16 protein-coding genes are annotated in these 13,230 nt (G+C 63.3%); 8 read left to right on the top strand and 8 right to left on the bottom strand.

Features of this window, described 5'->3' with window-relative positions:
* Positions 1-71: 71 nt before the first annotated feature.
* From GGQ98_RS10725 to GGQ98_RS10750, 6 genes are all read right to left on the bottom strand, one after another.
* The gene (locus GGQ98_RS10725) at positions 72-1,004 is read right to left on the bottom strand and encodes a ParB/RepB/Spo0J family partition protein (protein ID WP_184069306.1); all 933 of its coding nucleotides are present in this window, start codon (positions 1,002-1,004) and stop codon (positions 72-74) included.
* A gap of 95 nt (positions 1,005-1,099) precedes the next feature.
* Positions 1,100-1,516, bottom strand: a complete 417-nt coding sequence (locus GGQ98_RS10730) for a DUF2958 domain-containing protein (RefSeq protein WP_184069308.1) — start codon at positions 1,514-1,516, stop codon at positions 1,100-1,102.
* Entirely contained in the window at positions 1,513-2,454 is a 942-nt protein-coding gene (locus GGQ98_RS10735) for an ArdC family protein (RefSeq protein ID WP_184069310.1), read from the bottom strand. The genes GGQ98_RS10730 and GGQ98_RS10735 overlap by 4 nt, the downstream gene beginning before the upstream one ends.
* A gap of 614 nt (positions 2,455-3,068) precedes the next feature.
* Positions 3,069-3,686: a lytic transglycosylase domain-containing protein gene (locus tag GGQ98_RS10740; RefSeq protein WP_184069413.1), complete on the bottom strand. Its 618-nt coding sequence runs from the start codon at positions 3,684-3,686 to the stop codon at positions 3,069-3,071.
* Between the two features lie 20 nt (positions 3,687-3,706).
* A complete protein-coding gene (locus tag GGQ98_RS10745) occupies positions 3,707-4,270 on the bottom strand; it encodes a S26 family signal peptidase (RefSeq protein ID WP_184069312.1) in 564 nt (187 codons plus the stop codon).
* Positions 4,257-4,502, bottom strand: a complete 246-nt coding sequence (locus GGQ98_RS10750) for a helix-turn-helix transcriptional regulator (RefSeq protein ID WP_184069314.1) — start codon at positions 4,500-4,502, stop codon at positions 4,257-4,259. Before GGQ98_RS10750 ends, GGQ98_RS10745 begins: the two co-directional genes overlap by 14 nt.
* 253 nt (positions 4,503-4,755) lie before the next feature.
* On the opposite strand from GGQ98_RS10750, the gene dinB reads away from it, so the two are divergent.
* The 6 genes from dinB to GGQ98_RS10780 all read left to right on the top strand — a co-directional run bounded on the left by dinB (position 4,756) and on the right by GGQ98_RS10780 (position 9,103).
* Positions 4,756-5,820 (top strand): DNA polymerase IV, encoded by a 1,065-nt coding sequence (dinB, locus tag GGQ98_RS10755; RefSeq protein ID WP_184069316.1) that lies wholly within the window; start codon positions 4,756-4,758, stop codon positions 5,818-5,820.
* 386 nt (positions 5,821-6,206) lie between these two features.
* The gene (locus GGQ98_RS10760) at positions 6,207-6,722 is read left to right on the top strand and encodes an outer membrane beta-barrel protein (protein ID WP_184069318.1); all 516 of its coding nucleotides are present in this window, start codon (positions 6,207-6,209) and stop codon (positions 6,720-6,722) included.
* Between the two features lie 313 nt (positions 6,723-7,035).
* Positions 7,036-7,485 (top strand): hypothetical protein, encoded by a 450-nt coding sequence (locus tag GGQ98_RS10765; RefSeq protein WP_184069320.1) that lies wholly within the window; start codon positions 7,036-7,038, stop codon positions 7,483-7,485.
* Positions 7,486-7,511: 26 nt separating this feature from the next.
* Positions 7,512-7,679 carry a DUF5818 domain-containing protein gene (locus tag GGQ98_RS10770; protein ID WP_341534194.1) on the top strand — a complete coding sequence of 56 codons (168 nt, stop codon included), beginning with the start codon at positions 7,512-7,514 and terminating at the stop codon, positions 7,677-7,679.
* Positions 7,680-8,138: 459 nt separating this feature from the next.
* Positions 8,139-8,801 (top strand): RadC family protein, encoded by a 663-nt coding sequence (locus tag GGQ98_RS10775; protein ID WP_184069322.1) that lies wholly within the window; start codon positions 8,139-8,141, stop codon positions 8,799-8,801.
* A gap of 56 nt (positions 8,802-8,857) precedes the next feature.
* Positions 8,858-9,103 carry a hypothetical protein gene (locus tag GGQ98_RS10780; protein WP_184069324.1) on the top strand — a complete coding sequence of 82 codons (246 nt, stop codon included), beginning with the start codon at positions 8,858-8,860 and terminating at the stop codon, positions 9,101-9,103.
* A 3-nt stretch (positions 9,104-9,106) separates the two neighbouring features.
* Here GGQ98_RS10780 and GGQ98_RS10785 read toward each other — a convergent pair whose 3' ends face one another.
* The gene (locus GGQ98_RS10785) at positions 9,107-9,307 is read right to left on the bottom strand and encodes a hypothetical protein (protein ID WP_184069326.1); all 201 of its coding nucleotides are present in this window, start codon (positions 9,305-9,307) and stop codon (positions 9,107-9,109) included.
* Between the two features lie 194 nt (positions 9,308-9,501).
* On the opposite strand from GGQ98_RS10785, the gene GGQ98_RS10790 reads away from it, so the two are divergent.
* Together GGQ98_RS10790 and GGQ98_RS10795 are read left to right on the top strand one after the other, a co-directional pair.
* Positions 9,502-9,810 carry an excalibur calcium-binding domain-containing protein gene (locus GGQ98_RS10790; protein ID WP_184069328.1) on the top strand — a complete coding sequence of 103 codons (309 nt, stop codon included), beginning with the start codon at positions 9,502-9,504 and terminating at the stop codon, positions 9,808-9,810.
* A 507-nt stretch (positions 9,811-10,317) separates the two neighbouring features.
* Entirely contained in the window at positions 10,318-10,620 is a 303-nt protein-coding gene (locus GGQ98_RS10795; RefSeq protein ID WP_184069330.1) for a HigA family addiction module antitoxin, read from the top strand.
* Between the two features lie 191 nt (positions 10,621-10,811).
* Here GGQ98_RS10795 and GGQ98_RS10800 read toward each other — a convergent pair whose 3' ends face one another.
* Positions 10,812-12,881 carry a TonB-dependent receptor gene (locus GGQ98_RS10800; protein ID WP_184069332.1) on the bottom strand — a complete coding sequence of 690 codons (2,070 nt, stop codon included), beginning with the start codon at positions 12,879-12,881 and terminating at the stop codon, positions 10,812-10,814.
* Positions 12,882-13,230 lie beyond the last annotated feature (349 nt).

The following is a 13,230-nucleotide window of genomic DNA, read 5'->3' on the forward strand; positions in this document are numbered from 1 at the left end:
CTCACCCCATATGAATATGTCTGCAAAATATGGTCCGAGCAGCCAAAACGGTTTATCAGAGAACCGCACCATCAAAACGAGGGACTAAACACATAGGCCTCGTGGAACGTCACCTCGCCGCTGCGTCGCACCTCGACATAGATGCGTCCGCCCCTGCGCTTCGCGGCCTTGCGGTGCGCCCACACCGAGAAATGTTCGCCGCGCGGCAGGACGACGACATCGCTCCAGCCGTCCTCAAGATAGGCGTCCCTGCGCGCCGCGATCGCCGCGTCCTGATGCTGCCAGAACGCGTCGCTGTTGGCGAAGTAGCGGTCCTCCCCGAAAAGGTCGGTAATGAGCGCGAGCCCCGATGCTTCGACATTGAACAGCGCGTGCTCCGCCTTGATCGCCGCGCCGCCGAAGAGCCAGTCCTTCAATTGATGACCGGTCGGGCACCACGCGTCACCGTCGTCGAACAGTGCGAGCCAGGCCTTCTGGCGCGCCTTGCTCGCGAGCGTCAGGTGGCGGACGGTCGCGGCATCGATCGCGTCCTTGCGGTGAAGGTCGCGGATGCGCGGCAAGAGATTGCCGAGCGCGAGGATGCGGCGGACGCCGGGTTCGGGAAGCCCGAAGGTCACCGCGATGTCGGCGGGCGAGCGGCCTTCGCGGACGAGCCGCGTGTAGGTTTCCCACTGCGTCACCGCGTCGGCGTCGCGGCGCGCGACATTCTCGATGAGCGAGGCCTCGAGCGCGTCGGCATCATCGCCGTCCTCGAGGATCGCGCAGGGCAGCGGCTCGGCCTCGCCGGTTTCCCTCGCGATGATCCGCGCGGCGATGTAGCGCCGCGCGCCCGCGACGATCTCATAATCACCCTCTACCGCGCCCGGGCGGACGAGAAGCGGCACGATGACGCCGCGCGCGCGGAGCGTCGGCAATATGTCGGAAACGTCGGGCAATGTCTTCGCGCAGCGCATATTGGCCTTGCTGATCGACAGCTTGCCAAGGTCGATGAAGTCGAGTTTCATGGGACTACTCCTTGTGAGCGCCGGTTCCGCCTGATTGCTCAAATCCAAAGCGCAGGCGGGCGGGACCGGTTGATCGCGGCGAAACGCGCCGCACGTCATCCGCAGGAAGGCGGAAGCGGTTTGCCCGGCGGCATCGGGATACGGCGGAGCGCCTGCTCGGCCGCGATGATCGAGCCGCAGCGCCGCGCGGTGTCGGCCCAGACCGAGAGCGGCGCGCGCGGCGTAAAGGCGATGTCGCGTTCGATGGTGAGGCCGAACGGCAGACGGACGGCGGCAATCTCGCGCAGCGAAAACGTACCCAGTTCCGGGCAGCCGAAGCCGAGGTCGGCAAGCCCGAAGAGCGTGTCGCCGTCATCGTAAAGTTCGGTCGCGATCCATGTCGCCGCGCCGAGCGGCGAGAACAGTTTGAGCACGGGCAGCGGGTCGAAGCGTTCGCCGCGTTCTTCGCAAATGCGGGCGGTGACGGCATTGGCGCGGAGCGCAAAATGCAGCGCATGGGGAAGCGTGATCATACCGCGCCGCCTTCGCTGTCGGCGCGGCGGGCGAGCAGCCAGTCGGCGGCTTTGCTCGCGGCGCTTGCCGCGCGGAAGATCGCGCGATTGTCGGCGCGCAGCACGTCGAGCCATGCGCCAAGGTAATCGGCGTGGCGCACGGTCGGCGCGATGCCGAGCGCGGCGCAGAGGAAGGCGCTGCCCATTTCGGCGACGAGTTCCTCACGAGCGTAATCCTTGCTGCCGAAGCTGTTGAGGATCTGCCGGTCAAGCCGCGTCTTGTGCCCGGTCGCGTGCGTGAGTTCGTGGAGCGCGACGCTGTAGAAGTTGACGCACTCGCGGAAGGCATGCCTCGGCGGCAGCTGCACGAAATCTTCGCCGGGCGCATAGAAGGCGCGGGATCCCCCGATGCGCACATCGATGCCCGACGCGGCAATCACCACCTCGGCGTGGGGCACGATTTCGTCATCGGCAAGCGGCGCGGGATCGGGCGCGAGGTCCGCGCGGAGGCCCTCGCACTGCTCGACGTTGAACACGGTGAAGCGTTTGAGGAACGCGATCGTCTTCGCCTCTTCGCCCCGCGCCTGCGCCTTCTCCGCCTCGGCTTCGGGCGTGAAGCGGTCGGCATAGACGACGCACGTCCCGCGCGCGCCCTTGCGGACGCTGCCGCCTGCGGCGAGCGCCTGACGGAAGGTCAGCCACGCCTGCGATGGCCAGCCGTTCTCGGCGACCGCGCTCCAGAGAATGAGCACATTGATGCCGCTGTAGGGTCGCCCTGTAAGCGCGTTGCGCGGCAGGCCCGGCGCGACGCCGCCTGCCTCCCAAGGCCGCACCCACGGGACGCGTCCGGCTTCAAGCTGGGCGATGATGCGGCGCGTGACGTCCTCATAAAGGTCGGCGCGCGCGGCGCGCGGCGCCGCGCGCGTGCGGCGGTCGCTGCGGCGAGACGGCTGATGCATGACGGTCCTCCCATCGCCGCCCCCAAAAGCCCGCGGGGCCTCCCCCCGGACGCGGGAGGTGGGCGGCGACGCGCGATCCAGAGGGCGCGGCCGGCGAGGCGCGCGTCACCCGAAGGGCCGGAACGCATGTGGAGGCGCCGGGCCGCAAGGCCCGGCTTGGCGCGCGCCGGGCCGCGCCCAGCGGTGAGCGCCGCCCACCCCCGCGGACACGGGGAAGGCCCGATCAAGAACCGCGACGCGCGCGGCCCGAAATAGGCCGCGGCGCGTCTCCGCTTGTTGATCATGACCGTGCTGGGCAGCATTGGATTGGCGGCCGATCGATGGGCGCGCAAGCATACTGAGCATATGCCGTGAGCGCCGCTTCGCGCTCGCGCACCCGGTGAGCCGTTTCACACCCTCACGCGCGAACACATGCGTACCGATATTGCCGCCTGCCGCGCCCTCCTGAATGACGCGGACAGCGCGTATCGGGTACGTTCCCCCCCACCTCGGCAAGGCAAGCACGCACGAAATGCCGTCCGCGTTGAGACGGGACTCACGACCGGTCTCCCTGAACAGGCGACATCGTCCCATCACCAAACACGGACCGGCATCACACCATCACGCTTTGCTGCTTAATTCGCAGACCGCATGTCTGGCGCCAGCGTGCCGGTGCCGGCCGAATCTGATGCCTCGGCAGCGAGCCTGCCCGGACACCCGAAAAAGAGCGTGTTCGTGTTTCCCGCGCAGGCGGATCGCGCGTTCATGTGGAACAGGCGCGTGCCTGCGACCGAACGCGGTCGCGCGGGTCCGGGGCGAACGAGCGACGCGAAATAGGCGCGTGTTTCAGCGGGAAGCGGGCGTCCCTGCCGCAGATATTGCGCGTAGCGGCGCGGCCCGGCATTGTAGGCGGCGAACAGGCCCGGATAGCCGAAGCGGTCGTACATGAGCCGCAAATAGAAGGTGCCCGCCATGATATTGTCGCGCGGATGATGCGGGTCGTCCCCGAGCCGCAGGCGCGCGTGCATCTCGGCCCAGGTTCCCGGCATCAGCTGCATCAGCCCCATTGCGCCGGCGCGGCTGACGATCAGGCGGCCCTTCAGCGTCGTCCGTCCGCCGCTCTCCGCCTCGATGACACGCTCGATCCATTCCGCCGGAACCCCGAAACGCGCTGAGGCCGCCTCGATATGCGGCCGCCACCGTGAGAGGGAATCCGCGTGCGCGCTTGCGTGCGGGGGCGCTGCCACCAGCATCAGACCCGCGATCACGATCCTCACCGGGACCACAGGGACCAGGCCTCGCCGATGATGTCGCCGTGCAGGGTCGGCCCGAAATAACGCCCGTCGAACGAGGCGGGATCGTCCATGAGCAGAAAATACGCGCCGCGGCGAAGCGTCACGCAGCCGCTCCACGACGGCATTGGACGGCCGAGGCTGTCGCGGGCGGCCCGCGCAGCACGCCGTACCCCGTTGACGACCACAGTTCCGCCCTCCGCGCAGACCTTGTCCCCGTCTTTGGCCGCGACCCGCTTCACGAGAGGGATGTTCGCGGGAATATACCGCCGCTCCGCGGCAAGCCCGCGCCACCGCGCCGGCACTCGCGCGAGCACCATATCGCCCGCAGCGATCGCATCGCGCCCGCCGATCGCATAGAGGCCGACCGGCGCGCTCGCCGAGACGTTCCAGACGAGCCGTGGACGCGGCGGACACACGAGCGTGAGGAGAAGACCGCCGCCGAGCCCCGCGAGCATGAGCGCGCGGAGACGGACGCGCCGGGACCGTGCCGTACCGCACCGGGCCGCGTGCCGGACGCCGCGGCAGTCCTCAGCCCCGGTCATCGCCCCGGCCATCGCGACCGGCGCCGGCGCTCGCGCGCGACCAGCTGTCGATGTCGTCGATATGATAGAAGACGAAGCGGCCGTGCCTGCGAAAGCGCGGCCCGGCGCCGCACCGTCGCTGCCGCTCGAGATGACGCACCGACACGCAGAGATAATGCGCGGCCTGGCGCGTGTTCAGAAACGGGCTCGCGCTGCTGATCGCGGCAACGCGGCTGCGGGTGTTCTCGCTCATCAGCGTCGGCTCCAACCGTGAGGGTGTCCGCAGATTGACCGACGTCAGGCCCGGGACCAGAGTCGCAAACAGACATGGGCGTTTGCGACCCGCCGAAAAAAACCGCCGCGACTGCGCGCCGCAAAATCACGCCCGGCGTTGGAAAGACAGCCGTTCGTTTCCGTCAGCTTCGACGACGACGTGCGCAGGATTGCAAACGTCCATGCGCCGGCGCCATGTTCACAATCTGTTCCTGACGCGCTAAACGTACCACGTGAGCACGGTCCGCAAGATCATCCACATCGACATGGACGCCTTCTTTGCGTCGGTCGAGCAGCGCGATGATCCCACGCTCAAGGGAAAGCCGGTCGCGGTCGGGCACGGCGCGGCGCGCGGCGTCGTTGCGGCCGCGAGCTATGAGGCGCGCACGTTCGGTGTGCGTTCGGCGATGCCGTCGGTCTCGGCGCTCCGGCGATGTCCCGAACTCACCTTCGTGCCGCCACGCTTCGAGGTGTACCGCGCCGTCTCGAAGCAGATACACGCCATCTTCGCCAACTATACCGATCTCATCCAGCCGCTCTCGCTCGACGAGGCCTATCTCGACGTGACCGCGAACCGCCGCGGCATCGCGACGGCGTGGGAGACAGCAAAGGACATCCGCGCGCGTATCCACGCCGAAACCGGACTCACCGCATCGGCGGGCGTCTCCTACAACAAGTTTCTTGCAAAGCTCGCGTCGGACCAGCGCAAGCCGAACGGCCAGTTCGCGGTGACGCCCGAGATGGGTGCGGCATGGGTCGAAACACTGCCCGTCGCGCACTTTCACGGCATCGGTCCGGTGACGGCGGCAAAGATGAAGCGGCTCGGCATCGAAACCGGCCGCGACTTACGCGAGAAATCCGTCGGCTTTCTCAGTCAGCATTTCGGGAGTTCGGCGCAGTGGTATCACGCCATCGCGCGCGGCGAAGACGATAGGCCCGTCGATCCCGACCGCGTGCGCAAGTCCTCGGGCAGCGAGACGACGTTCGCGCGCGATCTCACCGACAGCGCAGAGATCGAGACCGGTGTGCTCGGACAGGCGGATGCCGTCTGGGCGTGGTGCGAGAAAACGCAGGCGTTCGGACGCACCGTGACAGTCAAGGTGAAGTACGAGAATTTCACGCAGGTCACGCGCAGCCGCAGCACGTCCGTGCCGGTCGCGAGCCGCGAACGTCTGCGCGAAACCAGCCTTGCGCTGATCCGCAGCGTGCTGCCGACGCACAAAGGCATACGGCTTGTGGGCGTGACCGTCTCGAACTTCGCCGCGTCGCAGGCGGACGGAACGCCGCTGCTCTTTTAAGAGGGGTCGACATTCGGCCCGGGCAACGTCCGGAGCGCAGGAAGTATATTTTCCGTAGTCACGCGCGATTTTTCTTGACGACACATCTCTGGACTCGGGTGAGGTGCAAACAACTTCATAGAAAGCGCGAAGACATGCCGCACTTGACTTCGCGGAATACCGGGAGATTTATCAAAATTGGCCCGATATACTTAAATATCTATCCAATCGGCATGCTCGGTCGATGTGTCGTAAATCTGCAACACACAAATTTATCGCTTTAGATCAAAGACATTACAGTCTTGTCGCATGTTGCGGCGCTTCCTATTTCCCCGCCGCCGCTGGATAAAAAATACAGTCTCGCACGGCGGCAATGTTCGTTGATTCAAATAAAGGTACACATTCAAATGAAGAAGCTCGTTCTGGCGTCGCTCGCGGCGCTCGCTGTCGTGTCGCCCGCGTCCGCGGAGATGTTCAACGGTGGTTATGCCGGTCTCGGCGCGACACTCGACAACGTGAACGGTTCCGGCCCCCTTGAAGGCCTGGGCGCAAGCGGCGCCGGCCTCACCGGTTTTGTCGGCTATGACCTGCCCCTCGGCGCCGCTTTCGTCGGCCTGGAAGGCAATATCGACCTCAACACCGCCGATGCTGCGGGCATCGAGGCGAAGTGGGGCTGGGGCGCGAGCGCGCGCGTCGGTTTCAAGATCAATGATGCGACGGGCCTTTACGGCCGCGTCGGCTATCAGCGCAACAAGATCAGCGGCGGCGGCATCAGCGCCTGGGGCGACGGCGTGCGCTTCGGCGGCGGCGTCGAGACCGCGATCAGCGGCAATGCCGCGCTCCGGGCGGAGTTCAACCACGTGAACTTCGAAGACGACGTCATCAACAACCAGGGCGTCGTCGGCGTGCTGTTCCGCTTCTAAGGGCAGCCTCCTGTCCTGACGGCGAAGGGGCAGCGCTTCCCGCGCGGCCCCTTTTTCGTTTTTCAGGGCCCCGCGGATTCGAGACGTGGCCGGTTTGGAGGCGGACCCCGCGCGCAGCACGCCGCGTATCGCTCTCGCCGCCGCGCCTCGCAGCGCGCAGGTTTGCCTGTTGACGCCCGCGTCGCGGTCTGATGTCAGATCTGGAAATGGACATACAGAGTCAGCCGGTGCGGCGGAAACACCATATGAAGACCCGTCAAACCCTCTGTCGGCGCCGGCGCCAGGGGCGATTTGCAACGTCGGGACACCGGACATGATCGCGCTTGTGCTTGCCGCTGCTGCGCTCGTCGTGCCGGCGGGCGAGGCCTTTACCTGTACGCCTGTGCGGGTCTGGGACGCCGACGGCCCGATCTGGTGCGCGGAAGGCCCGCGCGTCCGGATACACGGTATCGCCGCGCGCGAGATGGACGGCACCTGCCGCCCCGGCCACCCCTGCCCCGACATGGCACCGGCGGCGGCGAGAGATGCGCTCATCACGCTATTGCGCCCGGCGGAAACAGGCACGGCGCCAACAGGCCATGTTGTGCTGACCGACGCCCCCGCGCTTGCCTGCCGTTCGCACGGCGGGGCGAACGGAAACCGGACTGCCGCCGCCTGCGCGCTTGAGGACGGCAGCGATCTTGCGTGCCGCTTGATCGCAGGCGGGGCCGTCCTCGAATGGCTGCGCTATTCGAAAGGCGCCTACCGGCGCTGCGCGCGATGATGCCGCGAACCCGCCAGGAGAGCGGAGTGCTTCTGCACAGTCCCACGGGCCTCGTTCTGTCGCGCGACGGCGGCGGAACCTGGCAACTCGATGCGCCGCGAAGCGCAGAAGCGCTTGTCGGGCACAGCGTCCGCGTCACGGGGCAGCGCATCGGCTTCGACAGGCTTTCGGTCATAACGATCACGCGCTGCTGATCACTGCAGTCTTCGCGTCCGTTTCAGGCTTCGACCAATATCGCGTGAACAAAGATCGTGTAATCGCGCCCAAATGCGCGTTATCAGCACGGGTTCCATCGAAGCAATTGCAGGTATGGCGCCTGTAAAAATCTCCACTCGCGAATCGATACGGGTAAGATATGATCTTGTCTTCTCGAACGCATACAATCGCACACAGAACAAATCGAGGAGGAGCGCGCCATGCTGGTAATCTTGCGGAGGGAGGGCTGGTTCAGGTCCGTCGCCGAACGCGCACTGCGTCAGGAAATCTGCGTCCGGAATGATTGAGAACGACCGGTTCGACAGTCGGGGTACTGCTGAAACCGCGCAATAGAGGATACCTCGCCGGAGCTTTGCCGGCGGTGAGCTGGAACAATCCGGCCGGTACCGAGGACGACATTTGCGCGGCCACGTCCTGGAGTTTCTGGGAGACGTGCCGTGAGAAGTTTGTCTGATGTCAGGAACGTACCATTTACCTGCGACCGCGCCCACGGGCCGGACGCGGACCGGGCCCTGCTTGCGCATCTGCTCGGCTTCGTCATGCCGAACCGCGAAGCCGACAGCCTCGCTGGAAAGCTGATTGCGGAGCGCGGCAACTACCCGCGCGTGCTGACGAGCGCGCCGTCGACGCTCATCAAGCTCGGGGTTCCCCCTGAAGGGCTCGACATCCTGGCGACGGTCGCGCAGAGCCTTGAACGCGCGCTGTATCGGGAACTGACGCACGGCAATATTCTTTCAGGCTGGCAGGCGCTTTTCGATTATCTGCATGTGAGCCTCGGACACAGCCGCCGCGAGCATTTCCGGGTGCTGTTCCTCAATTCGCGCAATGCGCTGATCGCCGACGAGGAAATGGGCGTCGGTACGGTCAACCAGGCCCCCGTCTATGTCCGTGAGGTGATCCACCGCGCGCTCGATCTCGGCGCCACGGCGCTGATCCTCGTGCACAATCATCCCTCGGGCGATCCCCAGCCCAGCCGCGACGACATCCAGCTTACGAACCATGTCCGCGACGCAGCGCGCGTTCTGGGCATTCACCTCCACGACCATGTGGTCGTCGGCGAAGGCGGCACCCAAAGCTTCAAGACACTGGGCCTGCTTTAACTTGCCGTTAAGGTACGCGGGATCTAAATAGACGCTTGAAGTCTCGTGGAGGCCCGATGGTAGCAGACACCATCATTGCCGAGCACTTTGGCCGATTGGACATCACAAGCCTGTCGACTGCCGAATACGAGCGCGGTATTTCATCTTTATTAACGGCAATTGCAAATGAGCCGCAGGAAGAACTGCGTCTCGCGCTCTGGCTGGTCGCGCGCAGGCTCGGCTTCGCCCCGCCTGCCGGGGAGACGTTCCTGGAACCGGCCATCCGCGCCCGCGCGGTCAGTCTCGAGGATGCCGGCTTCTAGCCGTTAGTGCCGGGTACCGGACGATCCCAGCTGGTTGATCCTGGCCGCAACCGCGAGGAAGACATCCCGCCCCCGCGTGTCGCCTTGCGCTTCAAGCGCCGCGGCTTTCAGGCTCGCATGGCCCGCAGCCATGTCGCCATGCTCTTCGATGAACCGCCTCGCGACAGCCCAGAGTTCCCAGTCGCTCAGCATCGACGACGCCATCTGCCTGCCCCCTCTCCTGCGCTTCGCCTCACCATGCGGCAATGCGGGCCATGACAGATTCCGCGACCCGTCGACCGTGCCTCGCGCGCCCGGTTCGATCCGAAAAACGCACGGCAAGGTCAAGTCATCACAGGGAAACGCGATATTAATGCAGGCGGTGTCACGCTCGGTCGAACGCATCATCGGGAGCGGACATGCGCTATCTCGCGATCCTCTGCCTTGCGCTTGCGCCCGCCCCTGCGTTCTCGCATCCGGGCGGCCTCAATGCCGAGGGCTGCCACACCAACCGCAAGACCGGCGACTATCACTGTCACCGGCCGTCCGCATCGCCTCGGTCCGAAACGCCTTCCCGGCTGTTCGGCGCCTCGGGCGGGGCCTACCGAAACTGCACCGAGGCGCGCGCCGCGGGCGCAGCGCCGATCCGCATCGGCGAGACCGGGTACGGGCCCCATCTCGACCGGGACGGTGACGGCGTCGCGTGCGAGCCCTATCGCGGTCGATGATCCTTGCCAGGTTCGGCTGGATACTCGGCGGGTTTGCACGCGCTCTGCCGCCCTATTCTCCCCTACTCCAGAATTGTGTTCGCGCCATTGAGAATTTTCGGTCAGGCCGTTGCTTTCCCCAAAGGCTGCATCGGCCTTGCAAAGAGCAGAACCTTCAAACTACGAACATCAAACGGCATCCGTCAAGCAACACTTAACATTTTCGCATTTTCCAACATATCAATATGTATGCAAATCGTGAGCATCAGGCATAAGGGCCTTCGGCGCTTCTTTGAAACGGGCAATGCGAAAGCCTTGGTGGGAGAGGCGGGACCGCTCCGCAAGATGCCTGTCTTCATCGATGCAGCGGAGAGTTTGACTGAGCCGTCGGGGCCGCCAAACTTCCGCTTGCATGAACTGACCGGGGACCGAAGAGTTGCTGGTCGATGACCGTGACGCGAAACTGGCGGCTCACCCTCAGTGTGAATGCCGAAGGTGCGCTCATAGATATGGATCTGGAGGATTCTCATGGCGCTTAAGATCCATCCAACGCTTACCGTCCATGTCGGCGACTGGCTGAAGACGGAAATCGTTGAGCCTGCGGGAGTCAGTGTGACCGCGCTGGCAGAGCATTTTGGCGTCTCACGGCAGGCTCTGAGTACATTGCTCAACGGCGATACTGGTCTCTCCGCCGATATGGCGATTCAGTTCGAGAAGGCCTTTGGCGTGAAGGCGGATACGCTGCTGCGGATGCAGACCGCCTATGACTTTGCCCAAGCACGTCGGAATGAAGCCGACATCAGGGTCGAGAAGTCCGTTCGGGCGGCCTGACACTCTCGCCAACATGGCGGTCGTTCCGGCCCGCGTTAGGCTGTCCTGAAAACGACTTTCTGGATCAGATTTTGCCGGGCCCCGATCGGGGCCCGGCAAGCTGGAAACCAACACCGGCCGAGTAGCCAAAGCAATTCAAGGCCTCAACGCCAAAAATTCGGCCATATCACCCGGTGAGACTGGTCACAGCCCTAAAAGCGCCGCGTAATGGTTCCTCGGACGGTTGCCGGTATGCCATCGTTCACCAGCAATGCCGCTGACGTGGGATCCCAGTAGTTGATATAGTATTTGTCAGTAACATTTTTACCGGTTACCGCAAACGTCCAGTTACCATCTCCCGTGGTCCAGCTGACGTTGACATCGAGAAGATGATAACCGCTGATCTTGAATTGATTTGCCGGATCATGATATATTTTGCTGGTCAGAAAAAGGTTCGTCCCGAGCTGAAGCTCACCTCCTGCAAGCGCCTGCTTGTAGACTAGGGCAAGGTTTCCGCTCCAGCGCGGGGTACGCAACATCTGATTGCCTGAAGCATCAACAGGAACTGTTGTCCACCCCCCGCTGGGAACCGGGTCATAGCCGACTGCGCCCGGAAATTCCTTGTATTCACCGTGCGTGTAAGCACCGTTTACACGAAACGTGAGCGAATCCGTAAGATCGACACTGGCAGCTGCCTCGAGACCATAGGTTTCCGCCCGGCCGACGTTGCGAAGCGCAGATACCACCCCCGTTTCCGTCGTCGTATAGCTGACGAACTGCATGTCCTTATACTTGTAGAAGAACGTCGATAGATCGATCGAGAAACCGGAACGGCTGTGTTTGAACCCCACCTCGAAGGCATCGAGCTTCTCGGGGTCCGCAGGTTCTAGCGCCGGCGTAAATGCCGAATAGATGCCCGCAGCAAAGCCCTTCGCATAGGACGCGAATGCACTGGTGTTGTTATCGAACTGATATCGAAGCACGAACCGCGGCGTCCAGCTTTCCCAGGTCTTGTCCGTGCTCACCAGTGGACCGGTCGCACCGCCGAATTTGAACGTCTTCTTTTCGTGGCTGTAGCGGATGCCCGCCGTAACGAAAAGATCGGACACGAGGTTGTACGTGCCGTCCGCGAACAGGGCATAGGCATCGGTCTTGACGCTGTCGCGCAGCAAGGTGGCGCCGTTGATCCTCATGAAAGGCATCTTGTCGTTCTTGGCGAGCAGGAACGCGCCAGTCGACCATTCCAGCGATCCCGTTTCGCCGGCCAGTATCAATTCCTGCGTAAAGGTTGTCAGATCGAGATCGTATCTGAAGTTCACCAGCGCCTGATCGGAACCATCGAAATCGAACTGATTGACATTATACTCGTCCTGATAGCCAGTGTAAGATGTCAGCGTTGCAAAGCCAAGATCAGCATCGGCTGACAGATAGATACCGTCGAGGCGCTTTCTGCCGATCGTTTTTATATCAGCCGAGCTCTTGTAGCGCTCGCTGGTGATGATCGCATCGGGGTTCAATGCGGATGCGAGATCGTTGCCCGCACCATTTCGAAAAACCCAAGTAATGGGATCGTCGATCGCACCATGTTCCGCGCGCAGGTTGAAATTCAACCAGTCGGTCGCTTCGAACCTCAGCTTGCCGCGGATGTACCATCCTTCGTAATAACCGTCCTTTTCGCCAGTCACGATATTCCGCGTGTAACCGTCCGTGGAACGATAGGATACTGCAACGCTTGCATAGAGGCGGTCCGCGAGCGGTCCGCTGACAAAGGCGTTCGCGACCCTCTCATCGTACGTTCCGTATCCCAGCGTGGCCTGCCCTTCGGGTGTCGACCCGGGGTCACGCGTCTTCATCAGGATCGCGCCGCCAGTCGCGTTGCGGCCGAAGAGTGTCCCTTGCGGCCCCTTGAGCACCTGAACGTTCTCGATGTCAGGAAACTCGAAGTTGAGCGAGGCCGGATTCGGCAGATAGAATCCGTCCAAATAAACCGCGACGTTAGGCGATACGCCTACACCGCTAGCCGTCGTACTGACGCCACGAATGGCGGGCAATATATTGGACCCGAATTGATCGAGTCTCAGACCGGGCGTAACGGTATACAAATCGCGGACACCGGTCGCGCCGGTTTCCTGCAATTGACCGGCTGAAAGAACGGTAAGCGTGATCGGCGTTTCGATCGCAGTCGAATTTCTGCGTTCCGCAGTAATAACGATCGCTTCGTTCGCGTCGCTCTCGTTGCCCGTTGATTCCGCAGTCTGTGCGTAAGCAAGATTGGGCGCCATCACCGCGAGGAGCGCTGCTCGACTGCATGCCCCTGCCCAGCGCCCAGTACTCCCGTAGATCCCCATTAATCCCTCCATTGTTCCGGTTATCCGCATCACTTTTGGATGCTTATTCTTCCCGCAAAGATGTGGCTGCGCCGCCAACATTCCAACGGACGGCGAGCGCGAACCAACGGAAATAGAATGTTATACCGACAATATTCTGTCAATACCTTTTAGTATATTTTCGAACCCTTTGTTATCGTGCCAAAAGACACCCCTTTGAAGTGTAGAGGCACAATGCGGCGGACAGCCCACTCGCGTGAACCAGCAAGTTTACAAGGGGTAAACACCCCATCGCGCCGTCCCA

Source organism: Sphingosinicella soli (assembly GCF_014199685.1).
Classification (GTDB): domain Bacteria; phylum Pseudomonadota; class Alphaproteobacteria; order Sphingomonadales; family Sphingomonadaceae; genus Sphingosinicella; species Sphingosinicella soli.